Source organism: Streptococcus infantis (genome assembly GCF_000960085.1).
In the GTDB taxonomy this organism is placed as follows: Bacteria; Bacillota; Bacilli; order Lactobacillales; family Streptococcaceae; genus Streptococcus; species Streptococcus infantis_C.
The window spans coordinates 171,080-188,363 of sequence record NZ_JYGT01000008.1 but is presented as its reverse complement, the minus strand read 5'-3'; the positions used below and the strand labels follow the sequence as shown (position 1 = coordinate 188,363).

General features: G+C 40.4%; 20 protein-coding genes. 17 read left to right on the top strand and 3 right to left on the bottom strand.

The genetic code is table 11. The features are described from left to right. Nucleotides 1–285 precede the first annotated feature (285 nt). The 9 genes from TZ94_RS05970 to deoD all read left to right on the top strand — a co-directional run bounded on the left by TZ94_RS05970 (nucleotide 286) and on the right by deoD (nucleotide 8,153). Nucleotides 286–1,341: an ABC transporter permease gene (locus tag TZ94_RS05970; protein ID WP_045615142.1), complete on the top strand. Its 1,056-nt coding sequence runs from the start codon at nucleotides 286–288 to the stop codon at nucleotides 1,339–1,341. 13 nt (nucleotides 1,342–1,354) lie between these two features. Then, complete coding sequence (locus tag TZ94_RS05965; protein WP_045615140.1) at nucleotides 1,355–2,035, top strand: ABC transporter ATP-binding protein; 681 nt, start codon at nucleotides 1,355–1,357, stop codon at nucleotides 2,033–2,035. 109 nt (nucleotides 2,036–2,144) lie between these two features. Further along, nucleotides 2,145–3,074, top strand: coding sequence for a peptidase U32 family protein (locus tag TZ94_RS05960; RefSeq protein ID WP_045615139.1), 930 nt, complete (start codon nucleotides 2,145–2,147; stop codon nucleotides 3,072–3,074). Nucleotides 3,075–3,177: 103 nt separating this feature from the next. Then, a complete protein-coding gene (gene rpiA, locus TZ94_RS05955) occupies nucleotides 3,178–3,861 on the top strand; it encodes a ribose-5-phosphate isomerase RpiA (RefSeq protein ID WP_045615137.1) in 684 nt (227 codons plus the stop codon). A gap of 23 nt (nucleotides 3,862–3,884) precedes the next feature. Then, nucleotides 3,885–5,096, top strand: coding sequence for a phosphopentomutase (locus TZ94_RS05950; RefSeq protein WP_045615135.1), 1,212 nt, complete (start codon nucleotides 3,885–3,887; stop codon nucleotides 5,094–5,096). A gap of 1 nt (nucleotide 5,097) precedes the next feature. Beyond that, nucleotides 5,098–5,655: a DUF1697 domain-containing protein gene (locus tag TZ94_RS05945; protein WP_045615133.1), complete on the top strand. Its 558-nt coding sequence runs from the start codon at nucleotides 5,098–5,100 to the stop codon at nucleotides 5,653–5,655. After that, nucleotides 5,655–6,464, top strand: a complete 810-nt coding sequence (locus tag TZ94_RS05940; protein ID WP_045615131.1) for a purine-nucleoside phosphorylase — start codon at nucleotides 5,655–5,657, stop codon at nucleotides 6,462–6,464. Before TZ94_RS05945 ends, TZ94_RS05940 begins: the two co-directional genes overlap by 1 nt. A 4-nt stretch (nucleotides 6,465–6,468) precedes the next feature. Next, complete coding sequence (locus tag TZ94_RS05935) at nucleotides 6,469–7,179, top strand: type 1 glutamine amidotransferase (protein WP_045615129.1); 711 nt, start codon at nucleotides 6,469–6,471, stop codon at nucleotides 7,177–7,179. A 263-nt stretch (nucleotides 7,180–7,442) separates the two neighbouring features. Continuing rightward, nucleotides 7,443–8,153 (top strand): purine-nucleoside phosphorylase, encoded by a 711-nt coding sequence (gene deoD, locus TZ94_RS05930; RefSeq protein ID WP_045615128.1) that lies wholly within the window; start codon nucleotides 7,443–7,445, stop codon nucleotides 8,151–8,153. Nucleotides 8,154–8,168: 15 nt separating this feature from the next. On the opposite strand, the gene TZ94_RS05925 is transcribed toward deoD, so the two are convergent. The 3 genes from TZ94_RS05925 to coaA form a co-directional block, all read right to left on the bottom strand. Further along, complete coding sequence (locus TZ94_RS05925; RefSeq protein WP_045615126.1) at nucleotides 8,169–8,687, bottom strand: DNA topology modulation protein; 519 nt, start codon at nucleotides 8,685–8,687, stop codon at nucleotides 8,169–8,171. Nucleotides 8,688–8,751: 64 nt separating this feature from the next. Continuing rightward, nucleotides 8,752–9,000 carry a 30S ribosomal protein S20 gene (gene rpsT / locus TZ94_RS05920; protein WP_029689886.1) on the bottom strand — a complete coding sequence of 83 codons (249 nt, stop codon included), beginning with the start codon at nucleotides 8,998–9,000 and terminating at the stop codon, nucleotides 8,752–8,754. Nucleotides 9,001–9,052: 52 nt separating this feature from the next. After that, nucleotides 9,053–9,973: a type I pantothenate kinase gene (gene coaA / locus TZ94_RS05915; protein WP_045615125.1), complete on the bottom strand. Its 921-nt coding sequence runs from the start codon at nucleotides 9,971–9,973 to the stop codon at nucleotides 9,053–9,055. 123 nt (nucleotides 9,974–10,096) lie between these two features. On the opposite strand from coaA, the gene TZ94_RS05910 reads away from it, so the two are divergent. From TZ94_RS05910 to TZ94_RS05875, 8 genes are all read left to right on the top strand, one after another. Then, nucleotides 10,097–10,375: a hypothetical protein gene (locus TZ94_RS05910; RefSeq protein WP_045615124.1), complete on the top strand. Its 279-nt coding sequence runs from the start codon at nucleotides 10,097–10,099 to the stop codon at nucleotides 10,373–10,375. Nucleotides 10,376–10,482: 107 nt separating this feature from the next. Beyond that, nucleotides 10,483–11,073 carry a class I SAM-dependent methyltransferase gene (locus TZ94_RS05905; RefSeq protein ID WP_142321353.1) on the top strand — a complete coding sequence of 197 codons (591 nt, stop codon included), beginning with the start codon at nucleotides 10,483–10,485 and terminating at the stop codon, nucleotides 11,071–11,073. Continuing rightward, nucleotides 11,070–12,353, top strand: a complete 1,284-nt coding sequence (locus TZ94_RS05900; protein ID WP_045615121.1) for a pyrimidine-nucleoside phosphorylase — start codon at nucleotides 11,070–11,072, stop codon at nucleotides 12,351–12,353. Before TZ94_RS05905 ends, TZ94_RS05900 begins: the two co-directional genes overlap by 4 nt. 17 nt (nucleotides 12,354–12,370) lie before the next feature. Continuing rightward, nucleotides 12,371–13,033: a deoxyribose-phosphate aldolase gene (gene deoC, locus TZ94_RS05895; protein WP_045615120.1), complete on the top strand. Its 663-nt coding sequence runs from the start codon at nucleotides 12,371–12,373 to the stop codon at nucleotides 13,031–13,033. After that, nucleotides 13,020–13,409: a cytidine deaminase gene (locus TZ94_RS05890; protein ID WP_045615119.1), complete on the top strand. Its 390-nt coding sequence runs from the start codon at nucleotides 13,020–13,022 to the stop codon at nucleotides 13,407–13,409. The genes deoC and TZ94_RS05890 overlap by 14 nt, the downstream gene beginning before the upstream one ends. Before the next feature lie 89 nt (nucleotides 13,410–13,498). Continuing rightward, nucleotides 13,499–14,551 (top strand): BMP family lipoprotein, encoded by a 1,053-nt coding sequence (locus TZ94_RS05885; protein WP_045615118.1) that lies wholly within the window; start codon nucleotides 13,499–13,501, stop codon nucleotides 14,549–14,551. A 144-nt stretch (nucleotides 14,552–14,695) separates the two neighbouring features. Further along, nucleotides 14,696–16,231 (top strand): ABC transporter ATP-binding protein, encoded by a 1,536-nt coding sequence (locus TZ94_RS05880; RefSeq protein WP_045615117.1) that lies wholly within the window; start codon nucleotides 14,696–14,698, stop codon nucleotides 16,229–16,231. Next, nucleotides 16,224–17,282 carry an ABC transporter permease gene (locus tag TZ94_RS05875; RefSeq protein ID WP_045615116.1) on the top strand — a complete coding sequence of 353 codons (1,059 nt, stop codon included), beginning with the start codon at nucleotides 16,224–16,226 and terminating at the stop codon, nucleotides 17,280–17,282. The genes TZ94_RS05880 and TZ94_RS05875 overlap by 8 nt, the downstream gene beginning before the upstream one ends. Nucleotides 17,283–17,284: the final 2 nt, after the last annotated feature.

Below are 17,284 nucleotides of genomic sequence, written 5' to 3'. Positions count from 1 at the left end.
GTTATCAGGGCCAATTTCGGTTTTCTTGACATGCTGATGGGAAAATGATAGGATGAGTAAACCGTTTAAACTTTATTATTTTTCTCTTATTTCAACGAGGGGAAATTTGATGGTTAAAACGAATAAAAATCATACACAGATGCAAATAAATTCAATTTCGAAGTAAGGACAGGATTCTTTTAAATTGATTCTAGTTGTTCATGACGAGATGGTTTTCTATCTTTAGTGCTATGGTAGAGGGGGGGGCTGTATTCCCCGGCAACAGAATAGTTAAAGGAGATTGGCATGTATCTTGCTATCAAAGAAATTTTACAGAATAAACTACGTTACAGTTTAATTCTAACTACCATTTTTCTCATTGCTTTTATGGTCTTTTTTATGACCAGTTTGGCTCTCGGGCTTGTTCGAAATAATAGGGCTGCTATCGATAATTGGCAAGCAACAGGAGTTGTTCTATCCGATTATGCAAACGATAATTTGACTGCATCCTTTATACCTGAAAAAGACTACAAGGATAAGGTTTCTGAGGATGCTGTTCCCCTAAGCTATATGTTTGCTGTAACAAACTTGGTTAATAGTAGTGACAAGATTAATGTCTCTATTTTCGGTCAAGAGTGGGACAGTTTTATCTCTCCAACCTTGATTGAAGGGCGTTACCCAGAAAATGACCAAGAAGTGGTAGTGGATCAGTCTTTTGAAAATTATGGCATCAAACTTGGAGACGCAATTCAACTCAACGGGAGTGAAACAAGTTTTAAGATTGTAGGTTTGACCAAAGGAAATAAATTTTTCACAGAACCTGTTGTCTTTACGAGCTTAACAACGTATTGGAATTTACAAGGAACAACAAAAGCTAATCAATCTATTTCTGCATTGGTATTGAAAAATGATGTAGAAGTGACTGGTGATGGCTTGAAGCAGATTTCTATTCAAAAAATGATTTCAAAAATTCCTGGCTATACACCTCAGGTCAATGTATTCTCAGGAATGATTCTGGCTATGATTGTCATTACAGGTCTGATTGTTGGGATTTTTATTTATATCATTACCATTCAAAAATTAGGTCTTTATGGCATTATGCGAGCACAAGGAATTCAGATAAAATCTATCGTATGGTCCCTTTTCTGTCAAATCTTTCTCTTATCTGGTTTGGGAATAAGCATGGCTTTATTAGCCATTGGGGCTGTCATTTTAGTCTTACCTGCAACCTTCTTTTTCTACCCTAGTTGGCTGGCATACTTTGTGTTAAGCCTGGTCATCTGCTTGATGGCTCTTCTAGGAGGCGTCATTTCGCTTCCTCGTCTGCTAAAAGTAGATCCAATTACGGCCATAGCAGAATGATAAGGAGAATGAAATGACGATATTAATTGAAATGATTCAAGTGACAAAAATATATGGCGAAGGTAATATGAAAGTTACAGCTCTCCATGAGACCAATTTTCAGCTAAATGCTGGTGAGTTTGTAGCGATTGTGGGGCCTTCTGGGTCAGGTAAAACAACCTTTTTAACGACTCTAGGCCAACTTCAAGAAGCTTCAAGTGGCAAGATTCTGGTAAAGGGAAATGAGACTGGAAACCTAACCGAGAAAGAAAAAACGGATTTGCGCTTTAGTGAATTTGGCTTTATCCTCCAGGCTTCAAATCTGATTCCCTTTTTAACAGTCAAGGAGCAATTAGATTTAATTGACCGTTTGGATAAAAAGAAATCTATAAAAAGTGACCGACAAGAGTTATTTAGTTTGTTGGATTTGGAGAAGGTTCAAAACCACTATCCAAAAGCTCTCTCAGGTGGAGAACGCCAACGAGCCGCAATTGCTAGAGCCCTATACAATAATCCGAGTATTGTACTTGCAGATGAGCCAACAGCCAGCTTGGATACACAACGTGCTTACCAGGTTACAGATATGCTGGCTTCAATTGCCCATGAGCAAGGCAGGGGAGTTGTCATGATTACTCATGATACTCGCTTGCTGGATAAGGTTGACCGTGTTTATGTTATGGATGATGGACGACTTGTTGAAAAGACACAAGTATAATACGAAAAAGTGAACTGCCATTGATGCAGTTCACTTTTTTGAAATTTCGCATCATAAGACTCACTTTTCTATATAGCTGATTTTTTGGAAATGTGGTATAATTTTGTCTATGGAAAAGATTATCATTACAGCAACTGCTGAAAGTATTGAACAAGTGAAACAGCTAATCGAGGCTGGTGTCGACCGTATTTATGTTGGTGAAAAAGATTTTGGACTTCGTTTGCCGACCACCTTTAGTCATGAAGAATTGCGTGAAATTGCAAAAATCGTTCACGATGCAGGGAAGGAATTAATCGTTGCGGTCAATGCCCTCATGCACCAAGACATGATGGACCGTATCAAGCCATTCTTGGACTTTCTAGAGGAAATCAAGACGGACTATATTACTGTTGGAGATGCAGGGGTATTTTATGTGGTCAACCGTGATGGTTATTCTTTTAAAACCATCTATGACGCATCAACCATGGTAACTAGCAGTCGTCAGATTAATTTCTGGGGACAAAAAGCAGGAGCGTCAGAAGCTGTTTTGGCGCGTGAAATCCCGTCTGCTGAACTTTTCAAAATGCCTGAAATTTTAGAAATTCCAGCAGAAGTTTTGGTTTATGGTGCTAGTGTTATCCACCATTCTAAGCGTCCGCTCTTGCAAAACTACTATAACTTCACACAGATTGATGATGAAAAATCTCGTCAACGTGACTTGTTCTTGGCTGAGCCAAGTGCCCCAGAGAGCCATTATTCTATTTTTGAAGACAATCATGGGACTCATATCTTTGCTAACAATGACCTTGATTTGATGACCAAGTTAACAGAATTAGTTGAGCATGGATTCACTCATTGGAAACTTGAAGGTCTCTACACTCCAGGCCAAAATTTTGTAGAAATTGCAAAACTCTTTATCCAAGCGCGCAATTTAATTCAAGAAGGTAACTTTACACATGACCAAGCCTTCTTGCTCGATGAAGAAGTTCGCAAACTTCACCCTAAAAATCGTTTCTTGGATACTGGATTTTACGACTATGACCCTGACATGGTTAAATAAGAATCAAAAACTCGAAATAAAATGTTCGGGTTTTTCTGATATTTGGATGAATTTGAAGCGTATTCATGATATAATAGAAGTAGCTCTATTTGGAGGTATATAAGTGGAAAATCTGAAAAAAATGGCGGGTATCAAGGCTGCTGAGTTCGTCAAAAATGGTATGGTTGTCGGGCTTGGAACGGGATCAACTGCCTACTATTTCGTAGAAGAAATAGGTCGTCGTATCAAGGAGGAAGGTTTACAGATTACAGCTGTAACGACTTCTAGTGTGACCAGCAAACAGGCAGAAGAACTCAATATTCCCCTTAAATCAATCGACCAAGTGGATTTTGTAGATCTAACCGTGGATGGTGCTGATGAAGTAGACAGTCAGTTTAATGGTATCAAAGGTGGTGGCGGTGCCCTTCTCATGGAGAAGGTAGTAGCAACGCCCTCAAAAGAATACATTTGGGTGGTCGATGAAAGCAAACTGGTAGAGAAACTGGGTGCTTTTAAATTGCCTGTAGAGGTAGTTCAATACGGTGCCGAACAGGTCTTTCGTCGATTTGAGCGAGCTGGCTATAAACCGAGCTTCCGTGAAAAGGATGGCCAACGTTTTGTGACGGATATGCAGAACTTTATTATTGATCTCGCCTTGGAAGTCATTGAAGATCCAATTGCTCTTGGGCAAGAATTGGACCATATCGTTGGTGTCGTTGAGCACGGCTTGTTCAACCAGATGGTTGATAAGGTCATCGTTGCTGACCAAAATGGCGTTCAGATTTTAACTTCAACAAAAGCAAAATAATTAAAACAATAAGGAGACACACTATGCCAAAATTTAATCGTATTCACTTGGTAGTATTAGATTCTGTAGGAATCGGTGCAGCACCAGATGCTAATAACTTTGTCAATGCAGGAGTGCCAGACGGAGCTGCAGACACACTTGGGCACATTTCAAAAGCTGTAGGTTTGGATGTACCAAACATGGCAAAACTTGGTCTTGGAAATATTCCTCGCGAAACACCATTGAAGACTGTTCCAGCTGAAAGCAACCCTACTGGTTATGCGACTAAGCTAGAGGAAGTATCACTTGGGAAAGATACCATGACTGGTCACTGGGAAATCATGGGGCTTAATATCACTGAACCTTTTGATACTTTCTGGAATGGATTCCCAGAAGAAATTATTACAAAGATTGAAGAGTTCTCAGGCCGTAAGGTTATCCGTGAAGCTAACAAACCTTATTCTGGTACAGCTGTTATTGATGATTTCGGACCACGCCAAATGGAAACTGGCGAGTTGATTATCTATACATCAGCTGACCCAGTTCTTCAAATCGCAGCCCACGAAGACATTATTCCTTTGGATGAACTCTACCGTATCTGTGAATACGCTCGTTCGATTACTCTTGAGCGCCCAGCTCTTCTAGGACGTATCATTGCTCGTCCTTATGTTGGAGAGCCAGGAAACTTTACTCGTACGGCTAACCGTCGTGACTTGGCTGTTTCACCATTTTCGCCAACTGTTTTGGACAAATTGAATGAAGCAGGTATCGATACATATGCAGTTGGTAAGATTAACGATATCTTCAACGGTGCAGGTATCAACCACGATATGGGCCACAACAAATCAAACAGCCACGGTATTGACAACTTGATCAGGGCTATGAAATCAGAAGACTTTAAACATGGCTTCTCATTTACAAACTTAGTAGACTTCGATGCCCTTTATGGACACCGTCGTGATCCACACGGCTATCGTGATTGTTTGCATGAGTTTGATGAGCGCTTGCCAGAAATCATTGCAGCAATGAGAGAAGACGATCTTCTTTTGATTACTGCTGACCATGGTAACGACCCAACCTATGCTGGTACAGACCATACTCGTGAATACATCCCACTTTTGGCATACAGTCCAGCCTTCAAAGGAAATGGTTTACTTCCAGTTGGACACTTCGCTGATATCTCAGCAACAATTGCGGATAACTTTGGCGTTGAAACTGCCATGATTGGTGAAAGTTTCTTAGATAAATTAGTTTAAGATGATTCGCTACGCTCTACTTGTTAGAGGCATTAATGTCGGTGGAAAGAATAAGGTGGTCATGGCCCAGCTTCGTCAAGAATTGACAAGGTTGGGATTAGAAAATGTTGAAACCTACATCAATAGTGGCAATATTTTCTTTGACACAAATATGGCTAGGATTCAGTTAGTTGAGAGTCTGCAGGGCTTCTTTGAAGAATATTATCCATTTATCAAAAGTTTTTCCTTGGTGTCTCAAGAAGACTATGAAGAGGAGATTAGAACTCTTCCTGATTGGTGGAATCATGAGATGGCTCGAAAGGATGTACTCTTTTATACAGAAGGATTACATGTAGAAACAGTTGTAGAGAAAGTGAAAACTCTACAACTTCTAGATGAAGTTCTTCATTTCGGAAAGCATGGAATCTTCTGGGGTAAATTGTCAGAAGAAACCTACGCTAAAACAGCCTATCACAAGCAACTGCTGAAGCTGCCTTTCTATCGCAAGATTACTATTCGTAACGCGAATACCTTTGACAAAATCGGTCAATTGCTAAAAAATTATGAAGGAGACAGATAATGATATTATTAGCAAAAATCAATGAAACAGCTGCTTTCTTGAAAGAAAAGGGAGTAGAGGCGCCAGAGTTCGGTTTAATCCTTGGTTCAGGACTTGGTGAATTAGCTGAAGAAATCGAAAATCCAGTCGTAGTAGACTACTCTGAAATTCCAAACTGGGGTCGTTCAACAGTTGTAGGCCATGCTGGTAAATTGGTCTACGGAGAGCTTGCAGGACGTAAAGTTTTAGCCCTTCAAGGTCGTTTCCATTTCTACGAAGGAAATCCATTAGAAGTGGTGACTTTCCCAGTTCGTGTCATGAAAGTTTTGGGCTGTGAAGGTGTGATTGTTACCAATGCTGCTGGCGGTATCGGCTTTGGTCCTGGTACCTTGATGGCTATCAGTGACCACATCAATATGACAGGACAAAATCCTCTAATCGGTGAAAACTTGGATGACTTCGGTCCACGTTTCCCAGATATGTCAAAAGCCTACACTCCAGAATACCGTGAGACTGCTCATCAAGTGGCTGACAAACTTGGTATTAAATTGGATGATGGGGTTTATATCGGTGTGACTGGTCCAACTTATGAAACTCCAGCTGAAATCCGTGCGTATAAGACACTTGGTGCAGATGCTGTCGGAATGTCAACTGTTCCAGAAGTCATCGTCGCAGCACACTCTGGGTTGAAGGTTCTTGGTATTTCATGTATTACCAACTTTGCGGCTGGTTTCCAAGAAGAGCTCAACCATGAAGAAGTGGTAGAAGTGACAGAACGTGTCAAAGGCGATTTCAAAGGATTGCTAGAAGCGATTCTTGCTGAATTGTAATGTTATGAGAGTTCACTTTATTTTACATGAAACCTTTGAAGTGCCGGGCGCTTATCTAAAATGGGCGCAGGAGCGTGGCCATCAAGTGACCACGACCAAAGTCTATGAGAATGAAGCCCTACCTGAGACAGTGGATGAGATAGACTTCTTAATTGTGATGGGAGGACCTCAATCTCCTGATGAAGACAGAGAAAACTTCCCCTACTATGACCCTAAGTCTGAGCTCGCTTTTATGAAAGAAGCGATAGCCGCAAATATCTATATTGTTGGGGCCTGTCTTGGAGCCCAGCTTCTGTCTGTTGCCTATGGTGCAAAGTATGAGCACAGTCCGGAACGTGAGATTGGGGTTTATCCAATAACGCTAACTGAAGCTGGATTAAAAGACAATCATGTCAAAGTTCTTGGACCGACTCTAAATACAGGACACTGGCATGGCGATATGCCAGGATTGACAGAAGATGCTGTTGTTCTTGCGACCAGTCAAGGGTGTCCACGTCAGATTATTCGTTTCAGTCCTAAACACTATGCTTTCCAAGCCCACTTGGAATTTGATCCAGAAGCAGTTGATCTCTTGATTGCTGCTGAAGGTGAAGAAGTTTTAGATGAACAAAGGTCAAAATTGAACTTTGTTCAAAACCCTCAAGACATTCGTGCTTACGATTATCGAGAAATGAATACCAAACTTTACGCATTTTTGGATTCATTAACAAAATAAAAAAGAAAGGTAGAGCGTGTGTTCAGATTTGAACACGAGCGGAAAGCTCTCCTAATTACTCAATAAAAAAAGAAAGGATGGGTTAACCGTATTCGCTGAACTGAATAATGGTTACTCTCCTCTAAATCATCAAAATTAAGAAAGAAAGGAATTGAACCCACCCTAAAAGCAGTGGTAAAAAAATAGTTGGTCTAGCGAGCATCGCTCACTGCGCCTAACTCTTATTTTCCATTCGCTTTTTGACGGGTTTGGTATCTTATATTATGTCTATCCATATTGCTGCTAAGCAAGGTGAAATTGCTGATAAAATTCTTCTTCCTGGAGATCCTCTTCGTGCGAAATTTATCGCTGAGAACTTCATTGAAGATGCTGTATGCTTCAATGAAGTCCGTAACATGTTTGGTTACACAGGGACTTACAAAGGTCAGCGTGTATCTGTCATGGGTACTGGAATGGGAATGCCATCGATCTCTATCTATGCGCGTGAGCTTATTGTTGACTACGGTGTGAAGAAATTGATCCGTGTGGGGACTGCTGGTTCTTTGAATGAGAATGTGCATGTTCGTGAATTGGTCTTGGCACAAGCAGCTGCAACCAACTCAAACATCATCCGAAACGACTGGCCTCAATACGATTTCCCACAAATCGCTAGCTTTGATTTGCTAGATAAAGCTTACCACATTGCCAAAGACCTCGGTATGACGACCCATGTCGGAAATGTCTTGTCTTCTGATGTCTTCTATTCAAACTACTTTGAAAAGAACATTGAACTTGGTAAATGGGGTGTAAAAGCTGTGGAAATGGAAGCGGCAGCACTATACTACCTTGCTGCTCAACACCATGTGGATGCCCTTGCCATTATGACCATTTCTGATAGCTTGGTCAATCCAGATGAGGACACAACTGCTGAAGAACGTCAAAATACTTTCACAGATATGATGAAGGTTGGTTTAGAGACCTTGATTGCAGAATAAGAAAAAAGGTTTCCTTTAAAGGGAAACCTCTTTTTTATGAAGAAAACGGTCAAGTTCTTTTTGATTGTTAATAATCGTGATTTTATCCGCATAGTCAAGGCAGATTTTTTGATAATGTGCCTTGTGAGAGGGACTACGACCGTCCCAAAGAATCCATCGGATAAATTCCCAGTTAAATTGTTCAGGACAACCGTCTGCCATACTCTCTCTAACTTTTCCTCTATATTTAAGATAACGCATAAAGGCTCTATACAAGCAGTTCCAAGCTGAAAAGTTTAGAAAGATAATCTGGTCAGCCTGCTTCATTCTTTCCTCATAGCAACACCAAGAGTAGTTACCATCAATGACCCAATCCTCATGTTCAGTAAGGAAAGTCTCCATTTCATTTAACATCCAATCGTGGTCGCTATCATTCCATCCAGGTTGAAATTGTAGGGTATCCATGTGGAGTTTTGGGATGGAGTAGTAGTTGGAAAGTTTTTCAGTCAGGGTAGATTTGCCTGAACCAGAATATCCGATAATTGCTATTTTCATGATATGCTCCCAAAATATGGCACAAAAAAAGCTCCGAAGAGCTCATTTCGTATGCGGTTCTTGATTAACCAAGTTTAGCTGCAAGACGTGCTTTATCACGGTTAGCTTTATTCTTGTGGATCAAACCTTTAGTTTCTGCTTTATCGATGGCTGAGCTAGCAGCACGGTAAAGTTCTTCAGATGGGTTTGCTTCAAAAGCTTTGATAGCAGTACGCATAGCTGATTTTTGAGCTGAGTTCTTTTCGTTTTGTTTAACGTTCAATTCAGCGCGTTTGATAGCTGATTTAATGTTTGCCAATGTTCTTACCTCCATATTTAATAACTATACCATTATATCTGAAAACTATTATTTTGACAAGGGGAAATCACTTTTTTAAATAAATTTCATCAATTTCATGATTTTTAGATTTATGAAGAATGACTTCTGCCCGATTTCTAGTCGGTTCAATATAGTTTTGTAGATTGGTTAAATTAATACTAGTCCAAACCTGATGAGCAAAATCTTTGACTTCGCTGATTGGTTGTTGGGTGAAGCGATAGTAATAGTTGCTTGGATCATCTTGTGCAAAACTGAGAAGTTTTAAGAAACGGTCCAAATACCAACTCTCGATATCCTCAACTGCAGCATCTACGTAGATTGAAAAATCAAAGAAGTCTGTAATGTAAAGACGGCTGTTATGAGGGGTTTGAAAGACGTTGATACCCTCTACGATGACAAAATCCGCTGCTTGAACTCTTTGTGTTTTATCAGGTACGATATCATAGATTTCGTGAGAATAAACAGGAATGTCAACATCTTGCCCGTTTTTAAGTTGGTCAAGAAAATTAAGTAGAGCTTCCATATCATAGCTCTCAGGGAAACCTTTTCTATTTAGAATGTTGCGCTCATTTAAGATGCTATTAGGATAGAGAAAACCATCAGTCGTAACTAATTCAACACTTGCTTCTGGAAAAATACGAGAAAGCAGAATTTGTAAGAGTCGACTAGTAGTTGACTTTCCGACTGCTACACTACCTGAAATCCCGATAATAAAAGGCTGATTTTTACTCTCTCTTTGGAGAAAAATTCCTTTTGAAAAGGCTAGATCTTCCTTGGAACGTTTGTAGATTTGAATAAGGTGAGCCAGCGGTAGATAAATATCTGTTACATCTTGGAGACTGATCTGGTCATTGAAACTCTTAATCGAATCTAATTCCTCCTCGGTTAAAGGAGGTGTTGTCTTACGATGTAATGATTGCCAAGTTCCTCGGCTGATTTTTTCATAATGTAAAAATTCGTTGGTCATAAAATTTCCTCGTTTGATATCTCAGTATACCATAATTTACAGAGAAAGACATCTGAATCATTTGAGAAAAAGCGCTTTCTTTGTTAAAATATAAGTAGTATAGCAATCAAAAGAGGTGATGTTATGAGACTAGTAGTGAGTGATAAATTTATAAAACTGGCTAGCTTACTGGTTGTGATTCTGTGGTTATCTCCGACTTTGATTGAGTTTACTGTGACTTTAGGAAGTCAAACCTATAGTTGGTCTGCCTTTGTCTTGTTATTCTTGCTACCAATTATTGGTTTTATTTACTTGATTCTCGCCATTTTAACAAGAAAATGGTGGCTTTTCTTCTTTGGTCTAGCCTGTATTTTTTCCTTTGCTATCACTATGGCATTGGGTTCTTACTTGCTTGGCCCCTAAGGGATTAGGTAACTTATACTATTTTTTAATAAATCAATGGCAAACAAAAGCCTTTGTTGTCATGTAAACGATTTACAATTAACTTATTTATGTGGTAAAATGAAACTATGAGTAAAATGTATTATGCAGAAAATCCAGATGCGGCCCATGATGTTCATGAACTTAGAGTTGAGCTACTTGGGCAAAAGATGATATTTTTGACAGATGCTGGTGTCTTTAGTAAAAAAATGATTGATTTCGGAAGTCAGTTGTTGTTAAGATGTCTCGATGTCGAAAAAGGTGAAAAAATTCTGGATGTTGGTTGTGGCTACGGTCCTATTGGCTTGTCTTTAGTCAAGGCTTATGGTGTCCAAGCGACCATGGTTGATATCAATAATCGTGCTCTGGATTTGGCGCAACAAAATGCAGTAAAGAACAAGGTTCAAGCGACTATTTTTCAGTCCAATATTTATGAGCAAGTAGAAGGACAATTTGATCATGTCATTTCGAATCCGCCTATTCGTGCAGGGAAGCAAGTCGTCCATGAAATTATCGAGAAGAGTATTAACTATCTCGTAGATAGTGGTGATTTGACCATCGTTATTCAAAAAAAACAAGGAGCTCCAAGTGCCAAAAACAAGATGGAAGAAGTTTTTGGCAATTGCGAAGTTGTAAAGAAAGATAAGGGATATTATATCCTTAGAAGTGTGAAAGAATGAGAGCAGTAGACCTAATCCAGAAAAAAAGAGATGGGCAAGAACTTAGCTCAAGCGAAATTCAATGGCTGATTGAAGGTTATGTCGCGGGAACTGTTCCTGACTACCAGATGTCAGCTTTTGCCATGGCTGTTTATTTTAAAGGCATGACCACTAGAGAGATTTCTGACTTGACCATGAATATGGTGAAGACAGGTCAAGAATTTGATTTATCAGCTATTAAGGGTATAAAGGTTGATAAACACTCTACTGGTGGAGTGGGAGATAAAGTTACTTTGATTTTAGCTCCCTTAGTAGCTAGTTTTGGTGTTCCAGTAGCTAAGATGAGTGGTAGAGGTCTAGGACATACTGGCGGTACGATTGATAAACTAGAATCTATCAAAGGATTCCAAGTCGAACGCAGTCAGGATTACTTTATCAAACAAGTTCAGAATATTGGAGTTTCAGTTATCGGTCAATCAGACCAACTAGTCAAAGCGGATAAGTTGCTCTATGCACTACGAGATGTCACTGCGACAGTTGATACGATTCCTTTGATTGCTAGTTCTGTCATGAGTAAAAAAATCGCTGCTGGAGCCGATGCTTTTTTGCTGGATGTTACAGTTGGTGAGGGTGCCTTTATGAAGACAGTTGCTGAGGCACGTGAATTGGCTCAAACCATGGTAAACCTTGGTAAGGCTGTTGGCCGTAAGACAGTAGCAGTCATTACGGATATGAGTCAACCTTTAGGACGTGCCATTGGGAACCGCTTGGAAATTCTAGAAGCACTAGAAATTCTTCAGGGTAAAGGACGCGAGGATATTAGCCACTTTATCTGTGAGTTAGCTCAGATTATGCTTTCTCTGGCAAATGTTGAAAAAACAGTCGAGGAAGTAAGGCAACATCTTGAAAATGGTCAGGCACTTAAGAAGTTTGAAGAGATGGTCATCGCTCAAGGTGGGGATTTAGACGATCTTTATCGACCGGTAAAAGTGGACCATATAGTAGAAATTCCTGCCCAGGAAGACGGTATTATTGAAGCTCTTCCAGCTATGGAGTTCGGCCTTTTTGCCATGAGATTAGGTGCTGGTCGTGCTGTTAAAACTGATGCTCTTGACTATGAGACTGGGATTGTTTTTGAGAAGAAAATTGGTGATTCAGTCAAAAAGGGTGAAATTGTCGCAAAAGTATATGCTAATGGCAAAATTTCTCCTGAACTAGTTACAGATTTTCAAAAATATGTTAAAATTAAAATAAGTGACGAAGTGATAAAAACACGAGAAATTATAGAAATTATCTCCTGATTTAAGGAAAATCCGAAATGAAATTAAATAAATACATTGATCATACGCTTTTAAAGCAAGATGCGACAGAACAACAAATCGATCGTTTGTTGTCTGAAGCTAGAGACTATGATTTTGCCAGTGTCTGTGTAAATCCTTGCTGGGTTTCTCACTCAAAGGCAGGACTTGAAGATACAGATGTGAAGGTTTGTACAGTTGTCGGCTTTCCTCTTGGTGCAACTACGTCAGCTGTTAAAGCATTTGAAACTAAAGAAGCTATTCAGAATGGTGCAGATGAAATTGATATGGTTATCAATGTTGGTGCACTCAAATCAGGCTATGCGGACTTGGTTGAATCAGATATTCGAGCAGTTGTTGAAGCGAGTGGAGACAAACTTGTTAAGGTCATTATTGAGGCTTGTTTGTTAACAGAGGAGGAAAAAATTCTGGCTTGCCAACTGGCTCAGAAAGCAGGAGCGGACTTTGTCAAAACCTCTACCGGCTTCTCAACTGGTGGCGCAACACTACCAGATGTAAAATTAATGCGTCAGACAGTTGGACCTGATATGGGTGTTAAGGCAGCTGGTGGCGCTCGTTCTTATGCAGATGCAGTTGCCTTTGTTGAAGCGGGGGCTACACGAATCGGAACATCTTCTGGTGTCGCAATCCTCAAAGGAGAATTGGCTGATGGCGACTACTGAGTTGATTGATTTAGCGATTGAGACTAGTAAAGAGGCTTATGTCCCCTACTCACATTTTCCGATTGGCGCTGTTTTGGTAGCCAAGGACGGAAGTATCTATACAGGGGTTAACATTGAAAATGCTAGCTATCCCTTGACCAACTGTGGCGAAAGGACTGCTATCTTCAAGGCAGTTTCTGAAGGACAACGAGAGTTTTCAGAATTGATTGTCTATGGGGAAACTGAGAAACCTATTTCGCCTTGCGGTGCTTGTCGCCAAGTCATGGTCGAATTTTTTAAACCAGATCTAAAGGTGACTCTAGTCGCCAAAGATAAAACGACGGTCGAGATGACGGTCGGGGAATTACTTCCATATTCGTTTACAGACTTGCATTAGTCTGCGTCACTCCTTGAGTGACAAGGTCCTTGTGACCAATCTATCCATACTTGCAACTTAGTTGCGCATCTTATTTAGGAGGTTCAGTAATGAACAAGAAACAATGGCTAGGCCTTGGTCTAGTTGCAGTAGCAGCATTTGGACTTGCTGCATGTGGTAATCGCTCTTCTCGTAACGCAGCTTCATCTTCTGATTTGAAGACAAAAGCAGCTATCGTTACAGATACTGGTGGTGTTGATGATAAATCATTCAACCAATCAGCTTGGGAAGGGCTTCAAGCTTGGGGTAAAGAGCACAATCTTTCAAAAGATAATGGCTTTACTTACTTCCAATCAACAAGTGAAGCTGACTACGCTAACAACTTGAACCAAGCAGCTGGAAGCTACAACTTGATTTTTGGTGTTGGTTTTGCCCTTCACAACGCTGTTGAAGAAGCAGCAAAAGAACACGCAGATAAAAACTATGTTTTGATTGACGATGTCATTAAAGATCAAAAGAACGTTGCCAGCGTAACATTTGCTGACAACGAAGCAGCTTACCTTGCTGGTGTAGCAGCTGCTAAAACTACAAAAACTAAACAAGTTGGTTTTGTAGGTGGTATGGAATCTGAAGTTATTTCTCGTTTCGCAGCTGGTTTCAAAGCTGGTGTTGAGTCAGTTGACCCATCTATCAAAGTACAAGTAGACTACGCTGGTTCATTTGGTGATGCCGCTAAAGGTAAAACAATCGCTGCAGCTCAATACGCTGCAGGAGCAGACGTAATCTATCAAGCAGCTGGTGGTACTGGTGCAGGTGTCTTCTCAGAAGCTAAATCTTTGAATGAAAGCAAAAACGAAGGCGATAAAGTTTGGGTTATCGGTGTAGACCGTGACCAAGTTGAAGAAGGTAAATATACTTCTAAAGACGGTAAAGAAGCTAACTTCGTGCTTGCTTCTACATTGAAACAAGTTGGAACAACAGTTCAAGATATCTCAAACAAGGCTGAAAAAGGTGAATTCCCTGGTGGTCAAGTTATCGTTTACTCGTTGAAGGATAAAGGTGTTGACTTGGCAGTAACTAACCTTTCTGAAGAAGGTAAAAAAGCTGTTGAAGATGCAAAAGCTAAAATCCTTGATGGTAGCATCAAAGTTCCTGAAAAATAATTGATGGAAGTCATTTCTTAGGAAGCGGCCTTGGGCCGCTTCTTTAAGAATTGGGGCAAATTAATTTTGTCTCAATAGAGCTTGTTAAGATTTCATTTTAACAAGTTTTATTGAAATAAAATAAAACTCTGAAAGGAAGAGCACATGGCACACGAAAATGTCATTGAGATGCGTGAAATTACCAAGGTTTTTGGCGAGTTTGTCGCTAACGACAAGATCAACCTAGAACTTCGCAAAGGTGAGATTCATGCACTTTTAGGAGAAAATGGAGCTGGGAAGTCTACGCTTATGAATATGCTAGCGGGGCTACTTGAACCAACTAGTGGTGAAATTGTGGTTAACGGTCAAGCTGTGAAACTAGACTCTCCGTCAAAAGCAGCTAGCCTAGGAATTGGAATGGTTCACCAGCACTTTATGTTGGTAGAAGCTTTCACTGTTGCTGAAAATATCATTTTGGGAAGTGAATTGACCAAAAACGGTGTGCTAGATATTGCTCGCGCAACTCGAGAAATCAATGAATTGTCTGAACGCTATGGTTTGGCGGTAGATCCCTCTGCTAAGGTAGCGGATATCTCTGTCGGAGCTCAACAACGTGTTGAGATTTTGAAGACTCTCTATCGTGGAGCAGACATTCTTATCTTTGACGAACCGACTGCTGTTTTAACACCATCAGAAATTGATGAATTGATGGCTATCATGAAGAACTTGGTCAAAGAAGGTAAATCAATTATCTTGATTACCCATAAGTTGGATGAGATTCGTGCTGTATCTGACCGTGTTACAGTTATCCGTCGTGGTAAATCTATCGAAACAGTTGAAATTGCTGGTGCAACTAATGCTGACTTGGCAGAAATGATGGTGGGACGTTCTGTTTCTTTCAAAACTGCTAAAGAAGCATCACATCCAAAAGAAGTTGTTCTTTCTATTAAGGACTTGGTTGTAAATGAAAACCGTGGTGTTCCTGCTGTTAAAAATCTTTCACTCGATGTTCGAGCTGGTGAGATTGTCGGAATTGCTGGGATTGATGGTAATGGACAGTCAGAATTGATCCAAGCTATCACTGGACTCCGTAAGATTGAGTCTGGTAGTGTGGAGTTGAAAGGCCAGTCTATCGTAGGTTTACACCCTCGCCAAATTACAGAAATGAGTGTGGGCCACGTTCCTGAAGACCGTCACCGTGATGGTTTGGTCTTGGAAATGATGATTTCTGAAAATATCGCTCTTCAAACCTACTATAAGGAACCTCTTAGTAAGAAGGGAATTTTAAATTATACCAATATCATCGGGTACGCTAAGCAATTAATGCAAGAATTCGATGTGCGTGCTGCTAGTGAGATTGTTCCAGCCTCAGCTCTTTCTGGAGGAAATCAACAAAAAGCAATTATCGCTCGTGAAGTTGATCGAAATCCTGATCTCCTCATCGTCAGCCAACCAACTCGTGGTTTGGACGTCGGTGCCATTGAGTACATTCACAAACGCTTGATTCAAGAACGTGATAATGGAAAAGCTGTCCTTGTAGTCAGCTTTGAACTAGATGAGATATTAAATGTTTCAGATAGAATTGCCGTTATCCATGATGGTAAGATTCAAGGGATTGTAACGCCAGAAACAACCAACAAGCAAGAGCTTGGAGTCTTGATGGCTGGTGGTGAATTGGAAAAGGAGAAGAGTGATGTCTAAAAAATTACAACAAATTTCGGTTCCCTTGATTTCTGTTATTTTAGGAATTCTACTCGGAGCCATCGTCATGTGGATTTTCGGTTACGATGCTATCTGGGGTTATGAAGAACTGTTCTACACAGCCTTTGGTAGTGTTCGAGGAATCGGTGAAATCTTCCGTGCCATGGGACCTTTGATTTTGATTGCTCTCGGATTTGCAGTTGCGAGTCGTGCTGGTTTCTTTAACGTCGGGCTTCCAGGACAAGCACTCGCTGGTTGGGTTATGAGTGGCTGGTTCGCTCTTTCAAATCCAGATTTGCCACGTCCATTGTTGATTCTTGCGACAGTTGTCATTGCGTTAGTGGCTGGAGGAATCGTTGGAGCCATTCCTGGTGTTTTAAGAGCCTATCTTGGAACATCTGAAGTTATCGTAACCATTATGATGAACTACATAGTTCTTTATGTGGGAAATGCCTTTATCCACCACTTCCCTAAAGAAATCATGCAAAGTACTGACTCATCAATCCGAGTAAGTGCAAATGCAACATATCAAACACCTTGGCTTGCTGAGTTAACAGGAAACTCTCGTATGAACATAGGGATTTTCTTTGCTATCATAGCAGTTGCGGTTATATGGTTCTTGCTCAAGAAAACAACTCTTGGTTTTGAAATCCGTGCAGTTGGTCTCAATCCGAATGCTTCTGAATACGCAGGTATTTCTGCCAAACGTACCATTATTCTATCAATGATTATTTCTGGTGCCCTTGCAGGACTTGGTGGAGCAGTAGAAGGACTTGGTACCTTCCAAAACGTCTACGTTCAAGGTTCATCATTGGCAGTTGGATTTAATGGTATGGCGGTAAGTCTGCTTGCTTCAAACTCACCAGTTGGAATTCTATTTGCAGCCTTCCTTTTCAGTGTTCTTCAAGTAGGTGCTCCTGGTATGAATGCTGCACAAGTACCATCTGAGCTTGTAAGTATCGTTACAGCCTCAATTATCTTCTTTGTCAGCGTTCACTACATCATCGAACGCTTTGTCAAACCAAGAAAACAACTTAAAGGGGGTAAATAAGG

Excerpts from the sequence above, each read along its gene's own strand:
- TZ94_RS05905 (WP_142321353.1), top strand. The coding sequence starts at position 10,483 with ATGAGTAAAATGTATTATGCAGAAAATCCAGATGCGGCCCATGATGTT.
- TZ94_RS05880 (WP_045615117.1), top strand. The coding sequence starts at position 14,696 with ATGGCACACGAAAATGTCATTGAGATGCGTGAAATTACCAAGGTTTTT.
- TZ94_RS05890 (WP_045615119.1), top strand. The coding sequence starts at position 13,020 with ATGGCGACTACTGAGTTGATTGATTTAGCGATTGAGACTAGTAAAGAG.
- TZ94_RS05970 (WP_045615142.1), top strand. The coding sequence starts at position 286 with ATGTATCTTGCTATCAAAGAAATTTTACAGAATAAACTACGTTACAGT.
- TZ94_RS05925 (WP_045615126.1), bottom strand. The coding sequence starts at position 8,687 with ATGAAAATAGCAATTATCGGATATTCTGGTTCAGGCAAATCTACCCTG.
- coaA (WP_045615125.1), bottom strand. The coding sequence starts at position 9,973 with ATGACCAACGAATTTTTACATTATGAAAAAATCAGCCGAGGAACTTGG.
- TZ94_RS05900 (WP_045615121.1), top strand. The coding sequence starts at position 11,070 with ATGAGAGCAGTAGACCTAATCCAGAAAAAAAGAGATGGGCAAGAACTT.
- TZ94_RS05885 (WP_045615118.1), top strand. The coding sequence starts at position 13,499 with ATGAACAAGAAACAATGGCTAGGCCTTGGTCTAGTTGCAGTAGCAGCA.
- TZ94_RS05935 (WP_045615129.1), top strand. The coding sequence starts at position 6,469 with ATGAGAGTTCACTTTATTTTACATGAAACCTTTGAAGTGCCGGGCGCT.
- TZ94_RS05960 (WP_045615139.1), top strand. The coding sequence starts at position 2,145 with ATGGAAAAGATTATCATTACAGCAACTGCTGAAAGTATTGAACAAGTG.
- TZ94_RS05875 (WP_045615116.1), top strand. The coding sequence starts at position 16,224 with ATGTCTAAAAAATTACAACAAATTTCGGTTCCCTTGATTTCTGTTATT.
- deoC (WP_045615120.1), top strand. The coding sequence starts at position 12,371 with ATGAAATTAAATAAATACATTGATCATACGCTTTTAAAGCAAGATGCG.
- TZ94_RS05940 (WP_045615131.1), top strand. The coding sequence starts at position 5,655 with ATGATATTATTAGCAAAAATCAATGAAACAGCTGCTTTCTTGAAAGAA.
- TZ94_RS05945 (WP_045615133.1), top strand. The coding sequence starts at position 5,098 with ATGATTCGCTACGCTCTACTTGTTAGAGGCATTAATGTCGGTGGAAAG.
- deoD (WP_045615128.1), top strand. The coding sequence starts at position 7,443 with ATGTCTATCCATATTGCTGCTAAGCAAGGTGAAATTGCTGATAAAATT.
- TZ94_RS05965 (WP_045615140.1), top strand. The coding sequence starts at position 1,355 with ATGACGATATTAATTGAAATGATTCAAGTGACAAAAATATATGGCGAA.
- TZ94_RS05910 (WP_045615124.1), top strand. The coding sequence starts at position 10,097 with ATGAGACTAGTAGTGAGTGATAAATTTATAAAACTGGCTAGCTTACTG.
- TZ94_RS05950 (WP_045615135.1), top strand. The coding sequence starts at position 3,885 with ATGCCAAAATTTAATCGTATTCACTTGGTAGTATTAGATTCTGTAGGA.
- rpsT (WP_029689886.1), bottom strand. The coding sequence starts at position 9,000 with ATGGAGGTAAGAACATTGGCAAACATTAAATCAGCTATCAAACGCGCT.